Raw genomic sequence first — 22,752 nt, 5'->3', positions numbered from 1 at the left:
CGACCTCGTCCTGTGCGTCCACAACTTCTCCCGCTTCGCCCAACCCACCGAACTCGACCTCCAAGCCTTCGACGGACGCCACCCCGTCGAACTCATCGGCGGCGTCCGCTTCCCCGCCATCGGCCAACTCCCCTACCTCCTCACCCTCGCCGGCCACGGCTTCTACTGGTTCCGACTCCGCGCGGTCGCTCCCCCCACCGCCCGGCGACTGATGGCGTGCTCCTGAAAGGACGGGTCCATGCGCAAGGTCGTATCCCCCCGCCCCAGCAGCCACAGCCCGGCACTTCTGCTGACCTCGCTCGCCGGACTGCTCAAGACGTGGCTGCCGGAGCAGCGCTGGTTCGCGGGCAAGGGCAGCCGTGTCACCGACCTGGCCCTGCTGTCGGTGACCGAGCTGCATCCGGGGTGCCTGCATCTGCTGGTCAGCACACGGCACGGCGCCGACGGCGCGAACGGTCCCGGGGACTGCTACCAACTGCTGCTCGGCGTCATGGACGTACTGCCGCCACGCCTCGGGCACGCCCGTATCGGGCGGCCGAGCGAGGGGCCGCTGGCGGGCCTCGACGTGTACGACGCCCTCCAGGACCCCCGGTCGGCCAGCCTGCTCCTGGAGCGGCTGCGCAGTCCGGGAACCGCGGGCCCGCTGCGGTTCGAGCGCGAGGAACGGGTGACCATCCACGGGGGCCTCACCCCGCGGCTCCTGGACGCCGAGCAGTCGAACACCTCGGTGGTCTACGGAGACGCGTACATCCTGAAGGTCTTCCGGCGCGTCCAGCCCGGCGTCAACCCCGACCTGGAGGTGCCCTGGGCGCTGGCCAGGCAGGGCTGCGGGCGGGTGCCCGGGCCCCTGGCCTGGTTCCGGACGTCGCAGCCGCAGCTGGCGACGCTCGGCGTGCTCCAGCCGTTCCTGCCCGACGCCGTCGACGGCTGGACCCTGGCCCTCGAATCGCTGGCCAAGGGACGGGCGTTCACGGACGAGGCGTACGAACTGGGGCGGGCCACGGCCGAGGTTCACCTCGCCCTGGCCTCGGCGTTCCCCCTCGGCCTCGCCTCCGGCCGGGGCAACAGGCAGCTCGCCGCCGCGATGAACGAGCGGCTGGTCTCCTCCAGCCGCTCGGTGCCCGAACTGCGGCCGTACGCGGCCGGGCTGCGGTCCGCCTTCGACGCGCTCGCCGCCCAGGACTCGGCGCGCCCCGCGCAGCGCATCCACGGCGACCTCCACCTCGGCCAGGTCCTCCTGGCCGGGGAGCGGTGGTTCGTGATCGACTTCGAGGGCGAACCGGCCCGCCCGATCGACGAACGCCGGCAGCCCCAGCCTCCCGTGCGCGACGTGGCGGGCATGCTCCGCTCGTTCGACTACGCCGCGCGCAGCCGTCGTCCCTGGCGCCCGGAATGGGCGCAGCGGTGCCGGGACGCCTACTGCGCGGGGTACGCGCGCGCGTCCCGCTGGGACCCGCGCGCGGAGCCCGAACTCCTGCGCGCGTACGAGACGGACCGGGCCGTGTACGAGGCCCTGTACGAGGCACGGCACCGGCCCGACTGGCTGCCCGTGCCGATGGCCGCGATCGCGCGGCTCGCCGAACGCGCGCCCGCTCCCTCCGGCGGCGGTTCCCCCAAGCCGGTCCCTTCCTTCCACACCGCTCAAGGAGGCTGAAGTCGTGGCTGCCCGCAACATCTCCGTGGCCCTGTTCCCGAAGACGTCCCAGGACGTACGCGTCGTAGAGGTCGAACCGCCCTCGCCGGAGCCCGGGCCCACCGGCGCGCCGCGCCCGGTGACCGCGCTCGACCCGGGGGACCGGGAACGCCTGCTGTCGGGCACTCACCACGATCCGCACGCGCTGCTCGGCGCCCACCCCGGGCCGGAGGGTGTCGTCTTCCGCGCGCTGCGGCCGTTCGCCGAGGCGGTCGCCGTCACGCTGCCCGACGGCCTGCGCATCAGGCTGGACAACGAGGGCGACGGCCTGTTCTCGGGCGTGCTGCCGCTGGACGCGGTCCCCGACTACACGCTGCGGGTGCGGTACGGGAGCGGAGTCGAGTCGGAGGTGCGCGACCCCTACCGGTTCCTGCCCTCGCTCGGCGAGTTCGACCTGCACCTGATCTCCGAGGGCCGGCACGAGCAGCTCTGGAAGGCGCTGGGCGCGCAGCCGATGGAGCACCAGGGCGTCACGGGCACCCGCTTCACCGTGTGGGCCCCCAACGCGCGCGGCGTGCGGGTCGCGGGGAACTTCAACTTCTGGGACGCGACCGCGCTGCCCATGCGGTCGCTGGGATCGTCCGGCGTCTGGGAACTGTTCGTCCCCGGCATCGGGGAGGGCGAGCTGTACAAGTTCGAGATCACCCGCCCCGACGGCTCCAGGACCATGCGCGCGGACCCGATGGCCCGCTCGGCCCAGACACCCCCCGAAACGGCGTCGGTGGTCCACGCCTCGCGGTACGAGTGGCAGGACGCGGCATGGCTCGCGAAGCGGGCCACCGGCCGCCCGGCGCACGAGGCGCCCTTCTCCGTGTACGAGGTCCACCTGCCGTCCTGGCGGCCCGGGCTGACCTACCGGGAGCTGGCCGACCAACTGCCCGGCTACGTGGCCGACCTGGGCTTCACGCACGTCGAGCTGATGCCCGTCGCCGAGCACCCGTTCGGCGGCTCGTGGGGCTACCAGATCACCGGCTTCTACGCGCCGACCGCCCGGCTCGGCACGCCCGACGACTTCAAGTACCTCGTCGACGCGCTGCACCGGGCCGGCATCGGCGTGATCATGGACTGGGTGCCCGCGCACTTCCCGCGCGACGACTGGGCGCTCGCCGAGTTCGACGGCCGCCCGCTCTACGAGCACGAGGACCCGCAGCGCGCCGCGCACCCGGACTGGGGCACGCTGGAGTTCGACTACGGCCGCCGCGAGGTGCGCAACTTCCTGGTCGCCAACGCCGTCTACTGGTGCGAGGAGTTCCACATCGACGGACTGCGCGTCGACGCCGTCGCCTCGATGCTCTACCTCGACTACTCCCGTGAGGACGGGCAGTGGTCCCCCAACGCCGACGGGGGACGCGAGAACCCCGACGCCGTCGCCTTCCTCCAGGAGATGAACGCCACCGTCTACCGGCGCTGCCCCGGGGTCGTGACGATCGCCGAGGAGTCGACCGCCTGGGACGGCGTCACGCGGGCGACCTCCGAGGGAGGGCTCGGCTTCGGGTTCAAGTGGAACATGGGCTGGATGCACGACTCGCTGGTCTACGTCGAGAAGGACCCGATCCACCGCAAGTACCACCACAACGAGATGACGTTCTCGATGGTGTACGCGTACAGCGAGAACTACGTGCTGCCCATCTCGCACGACGAAGTGGTGCACGGCAAGCAGGCGTTGGTGTCGAAGATGCCTGGCGACTGGTGGCAGCAGCGGGCCACCCACCGCGCCTACCTGGGCTTCATGTGGGCGCACCCCGGCAAGCAACTCCTCTTCATGGGACAGGAGTTCGCCCAGGGAGCCGAATGGTCCGAGGCGCACGGACCCGACTGGTGGCTGCTGGACCCCTCCTACGGGGCCGAGGCCGACCACCGCGGCGTACGCGACCTCGTGCGGGAGCTGAACCGCCAGTACGCGGCCACCGGCGCGCTCTGGGAGCGGGACACCCAGCCGTCCGGCTTCGCCTGGGTCGACGGCGGCGCGGCGGACGACAACGTCTTCGCCTTCATGCGCTTCGACGCGAGCGGGAACCCGCTGCTGGCCGTGTCCAACTTCTCGCCCGTGGTGCGCGACGACTACCGGCTGGGGGTGCCGGACGACGTGCCCGCCTGGCGTGAGGTCCTCAACACGGACGACTCCTCCTTCGGCGGCAGCGGGGTGACCGCGGCCCGTCCGGTGAAGACGGAGGCTCAGGGGCAGCACGGGTGGCCGGCGAGCGTCCGGCTCACCCTGCCGCCGCTGGCCACCGTGTGGCTGCGGCCCGTGTGAGGCGTACGGCCGTCCGCCGTCACGGCCCTCCGGCTCGGAGCGGATAGGAGCCGGGGTCCGGGGTCCCGGCGTCCGGGACGCGCGGACCGATCGCCCGAGTCCGGAGGCCCAGTGCCTGGGGTCCGGAGTCAGGGTCCGAGGTTCGGGTCCGAGGTCCGGGTCCGAGGTCCGGACTCCGAGGTCCGGACTCCGAGGTCCGGACTCAGGGGTCCGGGTCCGAGGTCCGGACTCAGGGGTCCGGACTCAGGGGTCCGGACTCAGGGGTCCCGGGTCCCGGGGGCGGGCAGCCGCACTCAGGAACCGGGGCTCCGGGGTCCGGGAGGCCCCAAGTCCGGGAGCCGGCACGGGGTGCCGGTACGGCGCGTGCCCACGGTTCCCGAACGGGCCGGGCGGGCCGGGCGGGCCGGGCACGACCTGCCCGGCCCGCTCGTTGTGACGTGCGCCGATGGCATCACCGTTCAGAGAGGACCACCGTGACCAGCAGTTCCACCCCCTGGCCCCACTCCCCCGTCGAGGTCGGCCTGGTAGGCGCCGGGCCCTGGGCGCGCGGCGTGCACGCCCCCGTCCTCGCGGCGGGACCCGAGACCCGGCTGACGGCGGTCTGGGCCCGCCGTCAGGAGGCCGCGCGGGAGACGGCCGCGGCACACGGGGCCGACGCGGTGGCCGACTTCGACGAGCTCCTCGACCGCTGCGAGGCCGTGGCGTTCGCCGTACCCCCGGACATCCAGGCGGACCTGGCGGTCAGGGCGGCGCGGGCGGGCAAGGCGCTGCTGCTGGAGAAGCCCATCGGCCTGGACCTTCCCTCCGCCCGCCGTCTCGTCGACGTCATCGAGGAGACGGGCGTCGCGTCACAGGTCTTCCTGACCAACCGCTACCACCCCGCCGCCCAGGAGTTCGTGACGACGGCACGGGGCATCGAGGTCGCGGGAGCGCGCTCGTGCGGGCTGAGCGGAGCCTTCCTCGGAGGTGACTTCGCGACCCCCTGGCGGCTGGAGCACGGCGCCCTGCTCGATCTCGGACCGCATGTCCTCGATCTCCTGGACGCGTCGGTGGGCACCGTCGTGGACATCCGCGCGGCGGGCGATCCGCGCCGGTGGATCGAGCTGACCTGCGAGCACGAGAACGGCGCGGTCAGCCAGGCGTCCCTGTCCGGCTCGGTCGAGGTGCGTCCGGGAATCATGCGGTTCGAGCTGTTCGGCCCGCAGCCGCCGCTCGTCCTCGACACCGGGGACCTCGACCACGAGGCGTGCTGGCCCGTGCTGCGGCAGGCCTTCGCGACCGCCGTCCGCACGGGCGTGCCGGGGGAGCTCGACGCGCGCCGCGGTCTGCACCTCCAGGAGCTGATCGCCCGGGCGGCGGCCTCCGCCACGAGGTGACGCGGCCCTTCGAGGGTTCGCCGGTGTTCGCCGGGTCCGCCCGGGTCCGCCCCTGACGGCACAGCCCCGACCCGGCCGTCCGACCGGGCCGTACAGGACTCCACGCCCGATCTGACCGGACGGATCGGTACGGGGCCGTGGGGCCGGGCGGCCGTCCACCGGCGCCCGGACGACGTCTCAGTCCCACCAGTTGAACATCAACTCGCCCGCCGTCCCCGGGTTCCAGTGGCGGACCTGCGACCGTTCCGCCTCCCCGAGTCCACCGGTGTGGGCCGGGGCCAAGGGTGCTGTCAGCTCGGCGACCTCCAGCAGCCGGAAGCCGGCCGCCGCGAAGGGGTCCGCCCATGACGGTGGGCGGACGAAGCCGGTCACGGGTGCGCCGGCTCGCGGCGGGCTCGCCGTGAACGCGACGGCCGGCAGCACCCCGTGGCACAGGACGGTGCCTCCCCCGTGGGCGGCGGTGATCGTCGCCGTGTGGAAGCTCCGCGCGGTTCCGGGGCCGGAGATCCGGGCGACCCGGCCCCGGATCGACCGGGCGGCGGCGTGACAGGCGGTCCTGAAGGCGACGACGTCCACCGAGGGCAGCGGAGTCCCGCCGTTCGTCCAGAACCCGGTGGCCCCTCGCGCGAGGGGGATCAAGGGGCCGTCCATCTCTCCTCCGCGTTCCGCGGGTTCCGCGGGGTCCTTCAGCGCTCCGCCGGGGGCCTGGCGCGCCGACAGTACCCCTAGGCGGTGGCGCGGTGGCGGCGCAGGGCGGGCATCGTCGCGGCCAGGATCAGCATCGTGACCACGACCAGCAGACCGCCGCCCACCACCGCCGTTCGCGCGCCCAGCGCCGACGCCGCCGTGCCGTGCAGCACGTCGGCCAGCCGGGGGCCGCCCGCCACGACCACCGTGAACACCCCCTGCATCCGGCCGCGCAGTTCGTCGGTGACGGCCGACAGCAGGATGGCGCCGCGGAAGACCATGGAGACCATGTCGGCGACTCCGGCCGCGGCGAGGAAGGCAACCGCCACCCACAGGTTGGACGTCAGGCCGAAGCCGGTGACGGCCACTCCCCAGGCCACGACCGCCACGATCACCATGAGTCCGTGCCGGCGTGCCCGCGAGAAGGTGCCCGAGAGCAGTCCGCCGAGCACCGCGCCGATGGGGATCGCCGCGAACAGCATGCCGAGCGCGAAGCCCTCGCCGTAGGACGCGTACGTCTCGGCTGCGAGCTGCGGGAACAGGGCACGGGGCATGCCGAGGACCATGGCGACGATGTCCGCGAGGAAGGACAGCAGCAGCACTTGGTGCACCGAGATGTGGCGGAAGCCCTCCGCGATGCCCTTCAGCCCGGCGCGGCCGGCCTTCACCCCGGCGGCCAGTGGTGGCAGCGCGGGCAGCCGGTGGACCGCCCACACCGTGGCACACAGGGCCACGGCGTCGAGGAGGTAGAGCTCGGCCAGGCCCGCCACCGGGATGAGCGCACCGGCGAGCATGGGCCCGGCGATGAGGCCGGTCTGCATCACGGTGGAGCCGAGCGCGTTCGCCGCGGCCAGTTCGTCCGCGGGCACCAGCCGGGCGATGGACGCCTGCCGGGCCGGGGAGTTGAGGCCGAAGAACGCCTGCTGGACGGCGAGCAGGACCATCAGCACGGCGACCGAGGCGAGTCCGGTGACCGCCTGCACCCAGAAGAGCAGCGAGGTCACCGCGATGCCGGTGTTGGTCACCAGCAGCAGCTTCCGGCGGTCCACGCTGTCGGCTATCGCGCCGCCCCACAGGGCGAAGACGACAAGCGGCAGCAGGCCCGCGACGCTGGCGTATCCGACCCAGGCGGACGATCCCGTGATGTCGTAGATCTGCTTGGGCACGGCGACGGCGGTGAGCTGGCTGCCGACGGCGGTGACGATGGTCGTGGACCAGAGCCGGCGGTAGGCGGGTCGGCGCAGCGGCCTGGTGTCCATGGCCCAGCGGCGCCATCAGGTTCTCTCCGGTTCGGCCGGTACGGCGGGTCCGGGCGGCCCCGATGCCCCGGTCCGCGGTTCCGGCTCGCTGTGGGTACTGCCCTTGCTGGTGTCCACGCCCGTCCTGATTGCTCGATACATCTTTCTGGTCGGGTTCACTATGGCCGATGGCCCCGGGCGCCCGCCGGGCAGCCCGGTCCGTGGACGGCCGAGGCCTCCCCCGGCCGGGGCCGGGCCGGGACGGGGCCCGGATTTGGGCGGACTCCTCGATGCGGGCGTCGAGGTGTCGTCGCGGACTTGCGCTCGGGCGGGGACTCGGGCTGGGGCCGGGACGCGGCTTGGGGCCGGAACCGGGGCTCAGGCCCCGGCGACGAGCGTGACGCCGAGCGCGATCATCGTGGCGGCGACCAGGCCGTCCAGGACGCGCCACGCCGACGGCCGGGTCAGGAAGCGCCCGAGCAGCCGGGCACCGAACCCGAGCACGGCGAACCAGACCAGGCTGGCGAGCGCGGCGCCGAGCCCGAAGGTCCAGCGCAGCGGCCCCCGGTCGGCCGCCACGGAGCCCAGCAGGAAGACGGTGTCCAGATAGACGTGCGGGTTGAGCCAGGTCAGCGCCAGGCACGTCAGGACGGCGCGTCGCCAGGAACCGGTCGCGCCCGCCTCCACCGTGAGCGCCGAGGGCCGGCGGACCCTGCGCAGCGCCAGGCAGCCGTACCCGATCAGGAAGGCCCCGCCGACCAGCGCGACCGCGGTCAGAACCGACGGCCAGGCCACCACCACCGCTCCGACGCCGCCCACGCCCAGCGCGATCAGTGCCGCGTCGGACAGGGCGCAGATGGCGACGACCGCGACCACCGCGTCCCGGCGGATGCCCTGGCGAAGGACGAAGGCGTTCTGCGCCCCGATGGCGACGATGAGGGAGAGGCCGGTGCCGAACCCGGCGGCCGCGGCGGTCAGAGTGCTGCTCACGACGCTCACGCTAGGTAGCCGGCGATCTGGAGTACAGCTAAACATTCTTACGTATCATTAGCGCCTGTGATGACAGAGCTGCCCCTCGACCAGGTGCGCACCCTGCTGGCCGTGGTGGACGAAGGTACGTTCGACGCCGCGGCGGCCGTGCTCCATGTGACACCGTCGGCGGTGAGCCAGCGGGTGAAGGCGCTCGAACAGCGCACGGGCAGCGTGCTGGTGACGCGCACGAAGCCCGTCCTGCCGACCGGTCCCGGTGAGGTCGTCGTCCGTTTCGCGCGCCGGCTGGCACGTCTGGAGCGTGACGCCCGGGCCGAGCTGGGGATGTCCGGCCCGGAGGAGACCACCCGGCTGCCGATCGCGGTGAACTCCGACTCCCTGGCGACCTGGTTCCTTCCGGCGCTCGCACGCGTCCCCGCCGAGCTGCGGCTCTGCTACGAACTCCGCCGAGAGGACCAGGACCACACGGCCGCGCTGCTGCGGGACGGGCGGGTGATGGCCGCCGTGACCTCGTCCCCCGAGGCGGTGACGGGCTGCTCGGTACGCCGCCTCGGCCGCATGCGCTACCTGCCGGTGGCGAGCCCCTCCTTCGCGGCGCGGTGGCCGACCGACCGGCCCGGCGGCCCGCCCGGAGACGCTCTGGCGGACGCCCCCGTGATCGTCTTCGACCGCCACGACGACCTCCAGGACGCCTTCGTCCGCACGCTCGCGCCCGGCCGTCGCGGGGCGGGCGCCGCACGCCACTTCGTGCCGACCTCTGAGGGGTTCGTCGACGCCGTCGCGGCGGGCATGGGATGGGGCATGGTGCCCGAGGAGCAGGCCGCCCCGCTGCTCCGCGCGGGACGGCTCGTCGCGCTGGTGCCCGGCCGGACGACCGACGTCCCGCTGTTCTGGCAGCAGTGGCGGCTGGAGTCGCCGGGGCTCACGGCCGTGGCCGACGCCGTCGCGGCCGCTGCCGCCGGGGCGCTCGCCCCGGGGCCGCCGGACGGCTGAGGAGCGCGGGCCCACCGACGGGCCCTCGTGCGCCGGGCCGGTCGGTGCCACCGCGGCGCCCGTCAGGAGGCGCCGGGTCCCGCCTCGCTCTCCAGGAAGCTGGTCACCTGCGCGGCGATGCTCTCCATGGCGGAGTCGGCGCGGGCGCACACCCCGACGACCGGCTCGTGCAGTCCGATGCCGCCGGACCACAGGTAACGGTCGGTCCACTCGTCGTCGACCTTCAACTGGGTCTGGATGTCGACCTGCGAGAGGCCGTCCTCGGCGGCCGCCGCGAACAGGACGGCGGTGGCCCTCCGCAGCGGGTAGACGTCGAACCCCTCGATGAACTGCGAGTTCCGCCAGTCCAGAAAGGCGCTCTCGCCGTCCGAACCGACGCGGATGTCGATCTGACCGTCCTCGAGATGAATGCCGAAATGTTCCGCGGCGCGATTTTCGATCGTCACCCGGAATCGGAAGTAGATCAAGCCCTCGGCGGCGTCGTCACGCCCCCGCGGCGGCTCCGCCTTTTCCAACCCGTGAACGCGAACGCGCAGGCCGGCATGCTCGTCCTCATACTCCTGCCAGTCCCCGACCACATTCGGTTCGTACACAGTCCACCTCTCGACCTCAGAGAGGTGCTTCCTATCTGTGCGCGCGACTGGGTGTCAAATGGGCGGAATGCGTGTTGGCCAGCGGCTTTGCGGTACGTGATCGGCGATCAAGCCGTGCGCTGCCGGAACCCCTTCCCCACGCGTCACGGGGCTCCTCCGGGCGTGCTGCACATCACGTCCGGCGCCGCGACCCCCCGGGAGCGGGTGCGGCGGCGCCGACGGCGGCCGACGTGCGGCGTGTTCGAGCCACGCCGGCGGGACCCGCAAGCCAAATGCCGACGCTCCGATATCCCGCACAATTCCACTGTTGATTGCCGAACGGATTGAATGCGACAATCCGTTCGGCCTCGCCGACATACCCCACGGCGAGCCGCCCGGGTCGACCGGATGAGGATTTCAGCGGCATTTCGGGCGGATTGCCGATCTGCGCGATTCCAGAACTTGAGCCAAGTTCAGCAATGCCTATTGAGCTGCACTCTTCATCGATGAGGCACGGTATGCAACGACACTCCAGCCGCCACCACGAGCGTCCTGCGGGCCGCACGCCGTCCGGTGCGCGGAACACGGTGGCGTCCCGCCCGGACTTCCAGGTCGTACGGGGCGCCCGCCGCAGGATCGGCGTGACCGCGATGTCGGTCTCCGTCGGCGGGTTCCTGCTGTTCGTCCTGGCGTCGCTCTTCCTGCCCGAGGTCCTGGGCAGGCCGCTCGTCGGACATGTGACGCTGGGGCTCGCGGCGGCGGCGGGGCAGTTCGTCGTGATGGCGCTGACCGTCTGGCGCTACACGGCCCACATGAAGCGCCGGGTCGACCCCACGGTCGACCGGCTCCGGGCCGAGCTGCGGCGCGACGCGGAACGCAGGACCCGGACCCCGCGGCAGGAGAGGCGGTTCGGCGCGTGGTGACGCACCCCTGGATCGGCCGGGCGGCTCTCCCCGGGGACCCGGCGACCGCGGCCGACGGCAGCCCGGCCGCCCTCGCCGCCGGTGTCGTCGGCGGCTTCAGCCTGAAGCTGACCTTCATCCTGTTCGTGTCGGTCGTCGTGGTCAGCATGTTCACCGCACTCATCACCGCGCCGCAGCGCGACGAGATCGGCGAGTTCTACCTCGGCAACCGGAACCTGTCCCCGCTGCGCAACGGGCTCGCGATGTGCGGCGACCACCTCTCCGCCGCGACCCTTCTCGGCAGCACCGGCCTCATCGCGCTGAGCGGATACGACGGCCTGCTGTACCTGGTCGGAACGACGGTCGCCTGGATGACGGTGCTGCTGCTGATCGCCGAACCCCTGCGCAACGCGGGGAAGTTCACCCTCGCCGACACCTTGGCGCTGCGGCTGCCGCACAACCGGCGTGCGGTCCGGGTGGCGCTCGCCCTGTGCACGCTGACCGTGTCCCTGCTCTACCTCGTCGCCCAACTGGTGGGCGGTGTGGCCCTGCTGGCGCAGTTCGTGGGCCGGCCGGACAACACCACGCGCACGCTGTGCGTGATCGCCATCGGCACCCTGGTCGTGCTGTACGTGGCACTCGGCGGCATGCCCGGCGCGACGTACATCCAGATCGTGAAGGCCGTCATCATGGTCGCTGGGGTGTCGGTGACGGCCGCCCTGGTCCTCAGCCGCTACCGCTGGCAGGTCGACGGCCTGCTCGACGCAGCCGCCTCGGGCAGCGGCGTCGGACAGCGGTTCCTCGAACCCGGGCTGCGCCAGGACGGAGGGACGACCGGGAAGCTGGACTTCCTCAGTCTGCAGGTCGCCGTCGTGTTCGGTCTCGCCGCGCTCCCCCATGTCATGATGCGTCTGCTGACTCCCGCGACCACCCGGGTGCTGCGCCACTCCGTCGTGTGGGCCATGGGCCTGGTCGCCTTCGTCTGCCTGGGCGCGGCCGTGCTCGGGCTGGGCGCGGCGGCGGTGGTCGGCCGGCAGATCATCTCGGGCATCGACCCGACGGGCGACGCCTCGGTGCTGCTGCTCGCCGAGGAGATCGGCGGCCCCGTACTCACCGCGCTGGTCTCGTGCCTGGCGTTCGTGACGCTGCTCGCCGTCGCCACGGGGCTCACGCTGGCGGCCGCGTCGTCACTCGCCCACGACCTGTACGCGGAGGTCATCCGCGGCGGCAGGGCGCGTGAGCGCGAGGAGTTGACGGCGGCCCGGCTGGCCACCGTGGTGATCGGTGTCCTCGCGATGCTGATCGCGCTCGTCTCCTGGAGGGCGAACACGGCGACCCTGGCCTCCCTCGCCTTCGCCGTCGCCGCGTCCTCGATCCTGCCGACCATGGTCTACGGCCTGTTCTGGCGCCGCTTCACCGCACGCGGCGCGCTGCTCGCCATGTACGGCGGACTCGCCTGCTGCGTGGTGCTGGTGGCCTTCTCCCCCGTGGTCTCGTCCCGACCCGGGTCGTTCTTCCCCGGGGTGGACTTCGCCTTCTTCCCGCTGCAGAACCCGGGGCTCGTCTCCGTACCGGCGGGCTTCCTGCTGGGCTGGCTGGGCAGTGTCCTGTCCGACGGGCCCGAGGACCCCGAGGCGTACGACACGTTCCAGGTCCGCGCGGAACTGGGGGCCGACCAGCCGGCCTGATCGCAGAGGCTGTCCCGATGCGCCGTACCACATACCGCCTTTGACGATCCGTCACAGGGACTGCCGGGCCCGCTTGGCCCTGGACACCTGCCGGTCCCGGACCTCGCGGTCACCCGAGCCGGGTGCGGCGGACCCGCCAGAGCCAGGCCGACGCGCAGGCCAGCAGGGCGAGCGTCACCAGGTTGGCCGCGAAGGCCCCGCTGTCGCTCAGCGAGCCGGTCCCGGAAAGGTTCCAGACGCCGATGACGGCGCTCGGCACGACGGCGGTGAGCAGTACGCCGGTGGTCTTCCGCACCGCCGTCCAGTGCACCGAGGTGCACAGGAGCACCGCGCCGGTGATGCGGAAGAGCACGCCCACCAGCGGCCCGGGATGGTCCGGGAAGACCATGGTGAGGAGCAGCGAGAGGGTGAGCATCAGCAGCGGGACCAGCGGATGCACCCTCCCTCGCGGAACGGGTGCGTCGCCGCCGCTCCGCACCCGGGCCCCGGGGCCCGCCTCGGCCAGTGCGGTGGCCACGATCGCGCGGGGGTCGCCCAGCTCCGCGAGTATCCCGCCGATCGCGGCGCCGGGCCGTTCCGCGCGTGCGACCTCGATGTGTTCCGCGAGGTCGGCGAGGAGTTCCTGGCGGCGGTCGGCGGGGAGCGCCGAGGCCTCGCGCCCGACGGCGGCGAGGTAGTCGCGAACAGGGTCGGCAGAGGTCTTCACGAGTGGTCTCCTGGGGAGGGGGGCGAAGCGGTGAGGAAGGCGTCCACGGCGTCACGGAAGCCGGGCCAGACGCGGGTGAACTCGTCGAGCGCGGCCCGGCCGCTGTCGGTGAGGGCGTAGTAGCGACGGGGCGGCCCGGATGCGGACTCCTGCCAGGTGGTGGCGACGAGGTCGTCGCGGCGCAGCCGGGAGAGCAGCGGGTAGACCGTGCCCTGGCCGGTGGCGAGGGCCCCGGACTCCCCGAGGGCGTGCAGGAGCTCCACGCCGTAGCGCGGGCGGTCCCGCATCAGCGCGAGTACGCAGTACTCAAGGACGCCCTTGCGCAGCTGGGCGGCCGCCCGCGCCTGCTTGGTCGAATCACCGGGTTCCATGCGATGCAAGATACCCGGCGACGCAAGCCAAAGGAAAGGGGGGCCTGTCCACCCGCGCCGACCCGACGCCCGCGCGGCCCTCCTGACGTGTCGTCAAGGAGCCCTGGAAACAGGGGCGGTGTGCCCCGACCACGCCGGCGGCGCGATGTGACCCGCTCCGGCGGTCCGGGCTCCCGGCCGCGGCGGGGAGACCGTCCTGTTGACGAGGGGGCCGCCGAGGTGCGGAGATGCTCCTGCGACATGGCGGCCGAGCGTGAGGCAGGACGTACGAACGATGGCATTGCAGATCAGCGCCACCAACCCGGAGCATCCGGCACTCCTGCTCGAGCTGCCCTGGGACGTGCCCCTGGAGGAGTGGCCCGAGGAGGTCCTGGTGCCGCTGCCGCGCGGCATCTCACGGCACGTGGTGCGTTACGCGCGTGCGGGCGCCGAGGTCGTGGCGGTCAAGGAACTGGCCGAGCGACCGGCCCTGCGGGAGTACGAACTGCTGCTCGGCCTGGACCGGTTGAACATACCGGCGGTGGACCCGCTGGCCGTGGTCACGGGACGCTCCCAGGGCGGCACCCCGTTGGAGCCGGTGCTCATCACACGGCACCTGGGCGGTTCGCTGCCCTACCGGTCGATGTTCGAGACGACGATGAGGCCGGCCACGATGCACCGGCTGATGGACGCCCTGGCCGTGCTCCTGGTCCGGCTGCACCTCGCCGGGTTCGCGTGGGGCGACTGCTCGCTGTCGAACACCCTCTTCCGGCGGGACGCGGGTGCGTACGCCGCGTACCTCGTCGACGCGGAGACCGGGGAGTTGCACCCTCGACTGAGCCCGGGTCAGCGCGACTACGACCTGGACCTGGCACGCGTCAACATCAGCGGGGAACTGCTGGACCTGGAGGCGTCCGGGGCGCTCCATCCGTCGGTGGACCCGATCGAGTTCGGTACGGAGATCTGCGCCCGTTACGCGGGGCTGTGGCAGGAGCTGACCCGCACGTCCGTGTACCCGGCGGGCAAGCACCACTACATCGACCGCCGCATCCGCCGGCTCAACGACCTCGGCTTCGACGTGGCGGAGATGCAGATCGCGAGCTCCTCGAACGGGGACACCGTCACGTTCGTGCCGAAGGTCGTCGACGCCGGTCACCATCAGCGCCAACTCCTGCGCCTGACAGGGCTGGACACCGAGGAGAACCAGGCGCGCCGACTGCTGAACGACCTGGAGAGCTGGATGGCCACCCAGGAGGACCACGCCCCGGGCGATCCGCTCGCCGCCCGGCCCGAGGTGCTGGCCCACCGCTGGGTGCGGGACGTGTTCCGGCCCACCGTGCGGGCCGTACCGGCGGACCTGCGGGGCTCCATGGACCCGGCCGAGCTGTACCACGAACTCCTCGAACACCGCTGGTACCTGTCCGAGCGGGCCCAGCACGACATCGGCCTGGACACGGCCGTCGAGGACTATGTCACCACGATCCTGCCGACGTTGAGGGCTGCGGCCCCGGACGGCGACGGCGCCGCAGCGGACGCGGGCGGTCAGACCGGTGGAACGACCGCCACCGGCGACGGCGCGTGATGCACGACGCCATGGGCGACCGAACCGATCCGTGAACCCACGGCGGTGCGGTGCGCCCGCCGGCCGACGACCATCAACTGGGCCCGTGCGGCGACCGAGAGCAGCACCTCGCCCGCGCTGCCCATCTCGACGTGCTGCGTCACGGGCACGTCGGGGAAGCGGGCGAGCCACGGCTCCAGGGCTTCCGCCAGCGCCTTCTTCTCGTACGGCTCCAGCCCACCGGCCTCGTCGAGGAGCTTCATGGAGGCCGGGCTGAAGGTGTAGAGGGAAGGCAGGCTCCAGGCCCGCACGACGCGCACCGCGGCGCCGCGCGCGGCGGCCGTGGCGAACGCGAACTCCAGGGCGGCCGCGCTGTCGTCGGGGCCGCCCTGCTGTCCGACGACGATCTCCCGGCCGCCCGCCTCGGACTCGGCGCGGTCCTCGGCGCGGACCAGCACGACCGGGCGCGCGGACGTCGCGATCACCTGCTGGCCGACGGACCCCAGCAGGAAGCCGACGATCGCCCCGTGCCCGCGCGAGCCGAGCACCAGCGTCTCGGACTCACCGGCGGCACCGACCAGCGCGTCCACCGGGTCGCCGTCGAGGAGTTCGGTGGTCACCGGCAGGTCCGGGTGCCGTTCGATGACTCCGTCAGCGGTCCGGGCCAGCGCTTCCCGCAGCTCGGCCGCCCCGTCCCGACCGTCGGACCTCTCCTGTACGTGCACCACGCGCAGGGGCAGCGCGCGGCGGACGGCCTCCCTCGCCGCCCAGTGCACGGCGGCCAGGGACTCGGCGGATCCGTCTACTCCCACGGTGATCGGGCGGGTCATGCTGCGGCCTCCATGGCTGTGTCGGTCGGAGGACCCACGCTACCTTCGGGCCTTGGCCGGCCGGGGCGGCGGGGCACCCCGCGCCCGCTCCGGAGCAGGCACGACGGGAGACCTGCCGCGGAGCCTGGACCCGGATCGCGCGCAACTGCGCGGCGGGAAGGTCCGGTTCGGCCGGCGGGGAGAGGACACCGTGCGAGGCCGGGCCAGGCCGGGATGGACCGGGACGCCACGGTTCGCACGCGCCTTGCGCGCCGCCGTCCGTCGCGTCGCGCCCGGCGACGACCCCGCGCGGACGCGGCGAGAGGCGACGGAGGAGGCCGACCGGACCGAGCAGGCCGGAGGTCCGAAGGCCGAAGGGGCCGGAGGGGCCGGAGGGGCTGGAGGGCCGAGGAGGGAGGACGGGCCGCGCCCGTGGAGGCGGGTCACACGGGGTGGTCACCGCCTCGGGAAGGGGAACGCCCCCGCAGGTCGTACGGGCGGAAGCCCGGTACGGCATGCGGGGGCGTGTGCCACACGGAGGAGTCCGCGTCAGCGGCCGGACTTCCTCACGTGCTCGGAAGCCCTCGACGCGACCTCTTCGGCCTTGCCCGCCAGCTGCTCGCCCCGGCCCTCGCCCTCCATGGACCTGTCGCCCATGACCCTGCCGGCGCCCTCCTTCATCTTGCCCTTCATCTGCTTCGCCTTGCCCTTTGCCTTGCCCATGATTCGTGGTCCTTCGCTGTGGGGGTTGGACTGCACATCCACACTGCGCCCGGCATCGCGTGTGCGCAATCCGTGAGTGATTCGTCACTGTGCGTGATTCATCGCACCCTCCCGCGCACCGCGCTCAGGCCGACTCGGAGAGCGCCCCCTCGCGCACCTTGGCGCAGCACCCGCTGAGCAGCCGGGAGACGTGCATCTGCGAGATGCCGAGCTGGGCGGCGATGCGGCTCTGCGTCATCCCGCGGAAGAACCGCAAGTAGAGGATCGTCCGCTCCCGTTCGGGCAGTGCCGCGAGCCAGGGCCTGACGGCTTCGCGGTCGATGACCCTGTCGAACCCCGGGTCGGACTCCCCGAGGGAGTCCCCGAGGGCGAACCCGTCGCCGCAGCCCGGCAGTTCGGCGTCCAGGGAGAGGGCGGCGAAGCTGTCGAGCGCCTCGCGTCCGGCCCGTACGCCCTCCTCGCTCATGTGCGCCTGGGCGGCGACCTCGGCGACCGTGGGCCGGCGGCCCGGCAGGGTCTGGGCCAGCTCCTTCTCCGCGGCACGGACCCGGTTACGCAGGTCCTGCACCCGGCGCGGGACGTGCACGACCCACATGCGGTCGCGGAAGTGGCGTTTGATCTCACCGGTGATGGTCGGGATGGCGTAGCTCTCGAAGGCGCTGCCGCGCCCGGGTTCGTACCGGTCGACGGCCTTCACCAGTCCGAGGGCCGCGACTTGGGTGAGGTCCTCGACGGACTCCCCGCGCCCCCGGTACCGCAGTGCGATGCGCCGGGCCATCGGGAGCCAGGCTTCGACCAGTTCGTCCCGCAGGGCCCGGCGCTCGGGTTCACCGGGAAGCGCGGCCAGCCGCTCGAATACCGCGGCCGTGTCGGGGGCGTCGTCGTGCGGATGCTGCTTCGTACCGGCGGTGACACGCATGGTGCGTCGCATCTCCCTCAAGGGGTACTGACGGGGCAGTCAGCGTGGGAGCTCACACCCAGGGTCGGGGACACATCCGCGACCTCGGGGCAGCCCCTACGGACGTGCCTCCTGTCCGAAGCACTGTCCATCGTGTGCCCGTATCGGGCATACCGAAACAAATCCCGACAGACTACTTCACTGCGGGTTCAACCGGTCACGCCGCGTCGGCCCGACGACGGCCCTGCCGACAGGCCCTCCGGCGACCCGCCCATCAGGCCCTCCGGCATCGAATAGTACACGTATTCGATTCAAGGGGTAGCCTGGAACCATGTCCACGCATCTCCAGGGTTCACTGTTCGACCAGAGCGACGCCGTCCGCCTCGGGCCGCCCGCCGGGCTGCGCAGGACCGTGCTGGGCGACGGCGCGTGGATCGACCTGCTGCCGGGCTGGCTGCACGGGGCCGACGCGCTGTTCGCGGACCTCGTCGACGACGTGCCCTGGCGGGCCGAGCGGCGCCGGATGTACGAGCGCACGGTGGACGTACCGCGACTGCTCGCCTTCTACGGAGCCGGCGACAGCCTGCCGCACCCCGTCCTGGACGAGGCGCGCGCCGCGCTCTCCTCGCACTACGCCGACGAGCTGGGAGAGCCCTTCACGACGGCCGGACTCTGCTACTACCGGGACGGCCGGGACAGCGTCGCCTGGCACGGCGACCGGATCGGCCGCGGCGCGCGCGAGGACACGATGGTGGCGATCCTGTCCGTGGGCGCTCCGCGCGACCTGCTCCTGCGGCCCCTGCGCGGCGGACCCTCCGTGCGGCGGGCGCTGGGCCACGGCGACCTGATCGTGATGGGCGGCTCCTGCCAGCGCACCTGGGAACACGCGATCCCCAAGAGCACACGCGCGACCGGCCCCCGGATCAGCATCCAGTTCCGCCCGCACGGGGTGCAGTGAGACGACGGCGGCTCCGGGCCGGGCGCCGACGCCGGCCCGTACGCGGCGACGGGTCCGGCGGGCCGCCCGGGCGCACGGTCAGGGGCGGGGCCACCGGGCCGAACCGTGGACGCGTCACGGAGTCCGGACGGGGGCGCGGGCCCGGCGGCGGCCGAGCAGCCCGCGCCGCGGCTCCTGGTCCGGCAGCCAGCCGAACGCGAGGCAGCTGCCGACGACGCCGAGCAGGAGTCCGACCAGGAAGCCCCCGAGGTTCGAGGTGAGCCAGGTGCCGAGGGAGGCCAGGACGCCGCAGACGGAGTAGAAGAGGCGCTGTGCGGGATTGAAGAGGACGAGCAGTCCGCAGATCAGCATCACCGCGGGCAGCAGGTAGCCGGCCAGCCCCTGCATCCCGATGTGCATGACGACCTTCAGCGACGCCTGCTCCGTGAAGAGGATCTCCGCCCCTCCGAGGGCGAGCAGGAGCCCGCCCCAGAAGGGGCGGGCCGCCCGCCAGTTCCGGAAGGCGGACATCAGCAACCCTGGTCGCTGAAGCGGAGTTTCAGGCCGGGCAGTTTGAACACCGCCGCCGTGGTGGCGTAGTTGGTCTGCCGCAGATGCGCGATCCGCACGGTGTCCGCCTGCTGGCTGAAGACGCCCTTCGGACCCTGGACCCCGGCCTTGTCGAGCGTGCTGGCGTCGTTGCCGATCTCGATGTTGTCGAAGGCGGCGTCGCCGGACAGCTCGGTGGAGTCGGTGGTGAGATTGGTCGCCGTCACCTTCTGCTCGCCCTGACCCGCGGTGATGAGCAGGTTGGTGCCGCCGAGGTCGACGCTCTGGCAGAGCTTCGTGAGGGTGGCGTTCCTGATGGCGGAGACGACCACGAGGACCTGGCCTCCCGTGTCGCCCTCGTTCGGGCTGCCTTCGGCCATCCGGTCGAGGGCGCCGAACTGCTCGAAGCCCTGGCCGTCGAGGTTGGTCGCCGTGACGGTGAACGGCATCCCGGAGATGGCGAACTGCACCCCCAGGGCCCCCTGCGCGGTGAGGATCATGAGCCCCGCGGCGACCAGGGTGGCGGGCACCGCCATCACCGCGGCACGGCGCGCGCGGACCCGCCCCCGGCGGGCGGGCCCTTCGGGTCTGTCGGGACCGTCCGGCCCGGAAACGCTTTCTGGCGTCCCGGAGGGTTCGGGGGTGGAACCGGCGGACGGAGTGGCGTCCGAGGACGAGGCCATTTCTGCTCCCAGGGGCATGGTCAGTGCGGACGGGGATTCCTGGCACGGTGTCCTGGCGCGGACAGCGGGTGGGGCTTCGCGGCCCCCGCACCTCTCGGCGGACGCAAGGGCTTTCTCGTTGCGCGGCAGCAGCCGCGACGGAAGTTACCCCCGGTAATACGCGAGGGTCAAGCACCTTGTGCGAAAAGGGAGTTGGCCGTGTGGTGAAACCGTGCAGGCGCGGCGGCCGGGTTCACGGGCGGACCTCGGCCCACCTCGAGCCGAGATGCCGGACGAAGCAGGTCCTCGGCGCACCTCCGGCCCGGGTGCCGGACGCGCGCGCACCTCCGCACACCTCCGGCCCAGGTGCCGGACGGAGCACGGGCCGCGGCGGCCCCGGTGGCGGACCGCCCCGCGGGTCACTCCGGGAACCCCGCACGGACCGGGCCGCGCACACGGCACTCGGGCACCCGGCGGGCCGAACACGGAATGAATCCGGCCGCAGGACTGACTTGGCGTCAACTTCCTTGCTACGCCTTGACGTTGAACAACCCTCAGGTCTACAACTCTCCCTGGCCGAGCACGGATCCGTGGCGCCGGATCCGTCCTGCGGCACAAGCCTGCCCCGGGACCCTCCCGCCATCGGCCGGCCTGCCGCACCCACGGTCACGCGACCCGTCGCGCGGCGGCAGCTCGCTCTCGCGATCCGCTTCCACCCCTCCACGGCACCGGCACGGTCGCTTCCCCCCTCCCGGACCATGCCGGTCGCCCCAGCGCCGGGCCTGTGCCGGGGGCCGTCCCTCGACGCCCCCGGCCGGCCGTCCGGCAGCCGTCGCCGGTCCGCCGTGTTCGGAGAAGGCACGCCGGACCGGCGACGACACCTCACCCACCCCCACTTCCGGAATGAGGCACCCGCATGCGCACTCGTACCTCTCTCGCCCTGGCCTCGGCCGTCACCGCTCTCGCCCTGTCCGCCGCAGGCCCGGCCACCGCGGCCGACAGCACGGTCCTCACCACGGGCGGGCCCGGCGGAACGGCCGTCGCGGCCGGGGACGTACTCAGCGCCTCCCTGGCCGCCGGCACGAAGGCCACGCTCTACTCCAGCAGCACCGGCACGAGCGGCGTCTCCTGCGGCACGTCGACGTTCGTCGCCGAGGTGCTCGACAACCCGGCCGCGCCCGGTGTCGCCACCGAGTCGGTCACCAGCCACACCTTCGACAGCGCCGCCTGCACCAGCAACGTCATCGGCGTGCTCGGCGTCACGCGGATCACCGTCGACAACCTGCCCTACACCACGGCCGTGACGTCCGGGGGCGCGGTCACGATCACTCCCGCCGACGGCTCGACGATCCAGACGACCGTGGTCCTGCGCACGCTTCTCGGCAGCATCACCTGCGTCTACCGGGCTCCGGGCCTGTCCGGGACCGCCGACAACGCGGACAACAGCATCTCGTTCACCAACCAGCAGTTCACGAAGTTCTCCGGCTCGTCACTGTGCTTCAGCAACGGCTACTTCACGGCGAAGTACGCCCCCGTCACGGACACCACCCAGGAGGGCGGCCCGACGGTCTTCGTCAACTGACGGCACCCCGGCGCACGAACGTGCGGGGGCGGGAAGCATGTCTCCCCGCCCCCGCACGCACGAGGTCACTTCAGGTCGCTCTTCTTCAGGTAGCCCGAGTCCAGCAGCACCGACTCGTAGTTGCCCTTGTCGACGCTCACCGGCTCCAGCAGGTACGCCGGCACGACCTTCTCCCCGTTGTCGTACGTGCTGGTGTCGTTGATGGCCGGCTTCTTGCCGTGCACCACCGAGTTCACCATGTACGAGGTCACGAGGGCCAGTTCACGGGTGTCCTTGTAGACGGTCTGGGACTGCTCGCCGCCGATGATCGACTTGATCGACGGCACTTCGGCGTCCTGGCCGGTGACGATGGGCAGGGGCTTGCCCGGGACACCGTAGCCGTGCTTCTTCAGCGCCTTGATGATGCCGATCGACATGCCGTCGTAGGGCGAGAGGACCGCGTCGAGGGTCTGGTCCGTGTAGTCCGAGTCGAGGACCTTGTTCATTCTCTTCTCGGCCGCGACACCGTCCCAGCGGAGGGTCGTGACCTCCTCCAGTTCGGTGTCGCCGGATCTGACGATCAGGTCACCGTTCTCGATGTACGGCTTCAGGACCTCCATCGAGGCGTCGTAGAAGAAGCGCGTGTTGTTGTCGTCGGCGGATCCCGCGAAGAGTTCGACGGTGAACGGGCCCTTGCCGGTGCCGTTGACGAGCCCGAGCCTCTCCACGAGGAAGTCGGCCTGCTGATGCCCGACCTTCACGTTGTCGAAGGTCGCGTAGTAGTCGACGGCGTCCGACCCGAGTATGAGCCGGTCGTAGGAGATGACGGGTATGTGGGCGGCCTTCGCCTTGCCGAGGACGCCCTTGAACGCACGGCCGTCGACGGACGCGATCACCAGTGCGTCCACTCCGTCGGCGATCATCGCCTCCACCTGGGCGACCTGGGTCTTCGGGTCGTTGTCCGCGTACTTGAGGGTGGTCTTGTAACCGAACCCCTTGAGCTCGTCGACCATGTTCTGGCCGTCGTTGATCCACCTCTGGGACACCTTGGTGGGCATCACGATCCCGACGGACGCGGCACCGCCGCCGCTGCCGGTGTCGGAACTCTCACCGCATCCTGCGAGCGAGAGGGACAGGACGGTGGAAAGGGCCGCAGCTACGGTGGTGCGGGCGCGCATGCTCATCGTTCCTCACTGGGGTGACAGACAGTCGGCGGCACCCGGTTCGCTCCGTGCGCCGGGCGGCCCGCGACCGTCGTCCATGCCGCGCCTGACCGGCGGGGCATGCGGAGGACGTCCGCGGCGCACGGCTCCTGGACGGAGTCCGTGGTGCATCCCTGCTGGTGCCGAGGTGTACCGGGGCCGCCGTGCAAGGGAGTTCGGGGCGTCGCACCGGTGGGACTCGCACTGCACGTACGCGCCGGTGACGACGCCGAGGTATGGCCGGTGCCCCACGCACGGAGCTCCGGGTTCGGCTGGTCTCACCGGGTCACGGTGAGGGAGGGGACGTTCCGACCAAACGGTTTGACTCCTGCGTTGGACTCCGTTGAACCCGCACACGAGCAGGCCGGCGATGACCGGCCCCCACGGGCACGGCCTCGTTA

At 72.3% G+C, this 22,752-nt stretch carries 21 protein-coding genes and 1 pseudogene; 10 read left to right on the top strand and 12 right to left on the bottom strand.

Annotation, left to right across the window (positions count from 1 at the left end; genetic code table 11):
* The 4 genes from IE265_RS14680 to IE265_RS14665 form a co-directional block, all read left to right on the top strand.
* Nucleotides 1-226: alpha-glucosidase C-terminal domain-containing protein (locus IE265_RS14680; protein WP_190035959.1), on the top strand; the 226-nt coding region annotated here is incomplete at its 5' end.
* A 12-nt stretch (nt 227-238) separates the two neighbouring features.
* Nucleotides 239-1,654: a maltokinase N-terminal cap-like domain-containing protein gene (locus tag IE265_RS14675; RefSeq protein WP_190035958.1), complete on the top strand. Its 1,416-nt coding sequence runs from the start codon at nt 239-241 to the stop codon at nt 1,652-1,654.
* 4 nt (nt 1,655-1,658) lie between these two features.
* Nucleotides 1,659-3,947, top strand: a complete 2,289-nt coding sequence (gene glgB / locus IE265_RS14670) for a 1,4-alpha-glucan branching enzyme (protein WP_229916187.1) — start codon at nt 1,659-1,661, stop codon at nt 3,945-3,947.
* Nucleotides 3,948-4,420: 473 nt separating this feature from the next.
* Nucleotides 4,421-5,323 (top strand): Gfo/Idh/MocA family protein, encoded by a 903-nt coding sequence (locus IE265_RS14665; protein ID WP_190035957.1) that lies wholly within the window; start codon nt 4,421-4,423, stop codon nt 5,321-5,323.
* A 177-nt stretch (nt 5,324-5,500) separates the two neighbouring features.
* On the opposite strand, the gene IE265_RS14660 is transcribed toward IE265_RS14665, so the two are convergent.
* The 3 genes and pseudogenes from IE265_RS14660 to IE265_RS14650 form a co-directional block, all read right to left on the bottom strand.
* Nucleotides 5,501-5,974 (bottom strand): hypothetical protein, encoded by a 474-nt coding sequence (locus IE265_RS14660; protein ID WP_190035956.1) that lies wholly within the window; start codon nt 5,972-5,974, stop codon nt 5,501-5,503.
* Nucleotides 5,975-6,048: 74 nt separating this feature from the next.
* A pseudogene (locus IE265_RS14655) lies at nt 6,049-7,386 on the bottom strand (MFS transporter).
* A 240-nt stretch (nt 7,387-7,626) separates the two neighbouring features.
* A complete protein-coding gene (locus tag IE265_RS14650; protein ID WP_190035954.1) occupies nt 7,627-8,238 on the bottom strand; it encodes a LysE/ArgO family amino acid transporter in 612 nt (203 codons plus the stop codon).
* Nucleotides 8,239-8,304: 66 nt separating this feature from the next.
* On the opposite strand from IE265_RS14650, the gene IE265_RS14645 reads away from it, so the two are divergent.
* Nucleotides 8,305-9,231: a LysR family transcriptional regulator ArgP gene (locus IE265_RS14645; protein WP_190035953.1), complete on the top strand. Its 927-nt coding sequence runs from the start codon at nt 8,305-8,307 to the stop codon at nt 9,229-9,231.
* 62 nt (nt 9,232-9,293) lie between these two features.
* On the opposite strand, the gene IE265_RS14640 is transcribed toward IE265_RS14645, so the two are convergent.
* Nucleotides 9,294-9,824 carry a hypothetical protein gene (locus IE265_RS14640; RefSeq protein WP_190035952.1) on the bottom strand — a complete coding sequence of 177 codons (531 nt, stop codon included), beginning with the start codon at nt 9,822-9,824 and terminating at the stop codon, nt 9,294-9,296.
* Between the two features lie 497 nt (nt 9,825-10,321).
* Between IE265_RS14640 and IE265_RS14635 the strand changes: the two genes are divergently transcribed.
* Both IE265_RS14635 and IE265_RS14630 read left to right on the top strand, forming a co-directional pair.
* Entirely contained in the window at nt 10,322-10,726 is a 405-nt protein-coding gene (locus IE265_RS14635; RefSeq protein WP_190035951.1) for a DUF485 domain-containing protein, read from the top strand.
* A gap of 125 nt (nt 10,727-10,851) precedes the next feature.
* On the top strand, nt 10,852-12,393 hold the full coding sequence (locus tag IE265_RS14630) for a solute symporter family protein (protein WP_229916197.1): 1,542 nt from the start codon (nt 10,852-10,854) through the stop codon (nt 12,391-12,393).
* Between the two features lie 109 nt (nt 12,394-12,502).
* Here IE265_RS14630 and IE265_RS14625 read toward each other — a convergent pair whose 3' ends face one another.
* Together IE265_RS14625 and IE265_RS14620 are read right to left on the bottom strand one after the other, a co-directional pair.
* Entirely contained in the window at nt 12,503-13,099 is a 597-nt protein-coding gene (locus IE265_RS14625; RefSeq protein ID WP_190035950.1) for an HAAS signaling domain-containing protein, read from the bottom strand.
* Nucleotides 13,096-13,470 (bottom strand): PadR family transcriptional regulator, encoded by a 375-nt coding sequence (locus IE265_RS14620; protein ID WP_190035949.1) that lies wholly within the window; start codon nt 13,468-13,470, stop codon nt 13,096-13,098. Before IE265_RS14620 ends, IE265_RS14625 begins: the two co-directional genes overlap by 4 nt.
* 274 nt (nt 13,471-13,744) lie before the next feature.
* Here IE265_RS14620 and IE265_RS14615 point away from each other — a divergent pair, with 274 nt between their 5' ends.
* Complete coding sequence (locus IE265_RS14615; protein WP_229916186.1) at nt 13,745-15,031, top strand: DUF4032 domain-containing protein; 1,287 nt, start codon at nt 13,745-13,747, stop codon at nt 15,029-15,031.
* On the opposite strand, the gene IE265_RS14610 is transcribed toward IE265_RS14615, so the two are convergent.
* From IE265_RS14610 to IE265_RS14600, 3 genes are all read right to left on the bottom strand, one after another.
* Nucleotides 14,992-15,840: a universal stress protein gene (locus IE265_RS14610; RefSeq protein WP_190035948.1), complete on the bottom strand. Its 849-nt coding sequence runs from the start codon at nt 15,838-15,840 to the stop codon at nt 14,992-14,994. The two genes, IE265_RS14615 and IE265_RS14610, sit on opposite strands and share 40 nt — an antisense overlap.
* A gap of 528 nt (nt 15,841-16,368) precedes the next feature.
* Nucleotides 16,369-16,542 (bottom strand): CsbD family protein, encoded by a 174-nt coding sequence (locus IE265_RS14605; protein WP_190035947.1) that lies wholly within the window; start codon nt 16,540-16,542, stop codon nt 16,369-16,371.
* Between the two features lie 124 nt (nt 16,543-16,666).
* Entirely contained in the window at nt 16,667-17,461 is a 795-nt protein-coding gene (locus tag IE265_RS14600; RefSeq protein WP_190035946.1) for a SigB/SigF/SigG family RNA polymerase sigma factor, read from the bottom strand.
* 310 nt (nt 17,462-17,771) lie between these two features.
* Here IE265_RS14600 and IE265_RS14595 point away from each other — a divergent pair, with 310 nt between their 5' ends.
* Entirely contained in the window at nt 17,772-18,398 is a 627-nt protein-coding gene (locus IE265_RS14595) for an alpha-ketoglutarate-dependent dioxygenase AlkB (RefSeq protein WP_190035945.1), read from the top strand.
* Nucleotides 18,399-18,512: 114 nt separating this feature from the next.
* Here IE265_RS14595 and IE265_RS14590 read toward each other — a convergent pair whose 3' ends face one another.
* Together IE265_RS14590 and IE265_RS14585 are read right to left on the bottom strand one after the other, a co-directional pair.
* Nucleotides 18,513-18,908 (bottom strand): DUF6114 domain-containing protein, encoded by a 396-nt coding sequence (locus tag IE265_RS14590; protein WP_190035944.1) that lies wholly within the window; start codon nt 18,906-18,908, stop codon nt 18,513-18,515.
* A complete protein-coding gene (locus IE265_RS14585) occupies nt 18,908-19,609 on the bottom strand; it encodes a DUF6230 family protein (RefSeq protein ID WP_190035943.1) in 702 nt (233 codons plus the stop codon). The genes IE265_RS14590 and IE265_RS14585 overlap by 1 nt, the downstream gene beginning before the upstream one ends.
* Before the next feature lie 895 nt (nt 19,610-20,504).
* Between IE265_RS14585 and IE265_RS14580 the strand changes: the two genes are divergently transcribed.
* The gene (locus IE265_RS14580; RefSeq protein ID WP_190035942.1) at nt 20,505-21,170 is read left to right on the top strand and encodes a Tat pathway signal sequence domain protein; all 666 of its coding nucleotides are present in this window, start codon (nt 20,505-20,507) and stop codon (nt 21,168-21,170) included.
* Nucleotides 21,171-21,235: 65 nt separating this feature from the next.
* On the opposite strand, the gene chvE is transcribed toward IE265_RS14580, so the two are convergent.
* Nucleotides 21,236-22,333 carry a multiple monosaccharide ABC transporter substrate-binding protein gene (gene chvE / locus IE265_RS14575; RefSeq protein WP_494486019.1) on the bottom strand — a complete coding sequence of 366 codons (1,098 nt, stop codon included), beginning with the start codon at nt 22,331-22,333 and terminating at the stop codon, nt 21,236-21,238.
* Between the last annotated feature and the right edge of the window lie 419 nt (nt 22,334-22,752).

This window comes from Streptomyces fructofermentans, from assembly GCF_014651055.1.
Taxonomy (GTDB): domain Bacteria; phylum Actinomycetota; class Actinomycetes; order Streptomycetales; family Streptomycetaceae; genus Streptomyces; species Streptomyces fructofermentans.
The sequence above is the reverse complement of the archived record's forward strand: the minus strand, read 5'-3'. Positions and strand labels throughout refer to the sequence as shown.

What these genes read in the sequence shown, in the direction of transcription:
- IE265_RS14675 (WP_190035958.1), top strand. Translation starts at nt 239, where the DNA reads ATGCGCAAGGTCGTATCCCCCCGCCCCAGCAGCCACAGCCCGGCACTT.
- IE265_RS14660 (WP_190035956.1), bottom strand. Translation starts at nt 5,974, where the DNA reads ATGGACGGCCCCTTGATCCCCCTCGCGCGAGGGGCCACCGGGTTCTGG.
- IE265_RS14635 (WP_190035951.1), top strand. Translation starts at nt 10,322, where the DNA reads ATGCAACGACACTCCAGCCGCCACCACGAGCGTCCTGCGGGCCGCACG.
- IE265_RS14620 (WP_190035949.1), bottom strand. Translation starts at nt 13,470, where the DNA reads ATGGAACCCGGTGATTCGACCAAGCAGGCGCGGGCGGCCGCCCAGCTG.
- IE265_RS14615 (WP_229916186.1), top strand. Translation starts at nt 13,745, where the DNA reads ATGGCATTGCAGATCAGCGCCACCAACCCGGAGCATCCGGCACTCCTG.
- IE265_RS14610 (WP_190035948.1), bottom strand. Translation starts at nt 15,840, where the DNA reads ATGACCCGCCCGATCACCGTGGGAGTAGACGGATCCGCCGAGTCCCTG.
- IE265_RS14605 (WP_190035947.1), bottom strand. Translation starts at nt 16,542, where the DNA reads ATGGGCAAGGCAAAGGGCAAGGCGAAGCAGATGAAGGGCAAGATGAAG.
- IE265_RS14600 (WP_190035946.1), bottom strand. Translation starts at nt 17,461, where the DNA reads ATGCGTGTCACCGCCGGTACGAAGCAGCATCCGCACGACGACGCCCCC.
- IE265_RS14595 (WP_190035945.1), top strand. Translation starts at nt 17,772, where the DNA reads ATGTCCACGCATCTCCAGGGTTCACTGTTCGACCAGAGCGACGCCGTC.
- IE265_RS14590 (WP_190035944.1), bottom strand. Translation starts at nt 18,908, where the DNA reads ATGTCCGCCTTCCGGAACTGGCGGGCGGCCCGCCCCTTCTGGGGCGGG.
- IE265_RS14585 (WP_190035943.1), bottom strand. Translation starts at nt 19,609, where the DNA reads ATGGCCTCGTCCTCGGACGCCACTCCGTCCGCCGGTTCCACCCCCGAA.
- IE265_RS14580 (WP_190035942.1), top strand. Translation starts at nt 20,505, where the DNA reads ATGCGCACTCGTACCTCTCTCGCCCTGGCCTCGGCCGTCACCGCTCTC.
- chvE (WP_494486019.1), bottom strand. Translation starts at nt 22,333, where the DNA reads ATGAGCATGCGCGCCCGCACCACCGTAGCTGCGGCCCTTTCCACCGTC.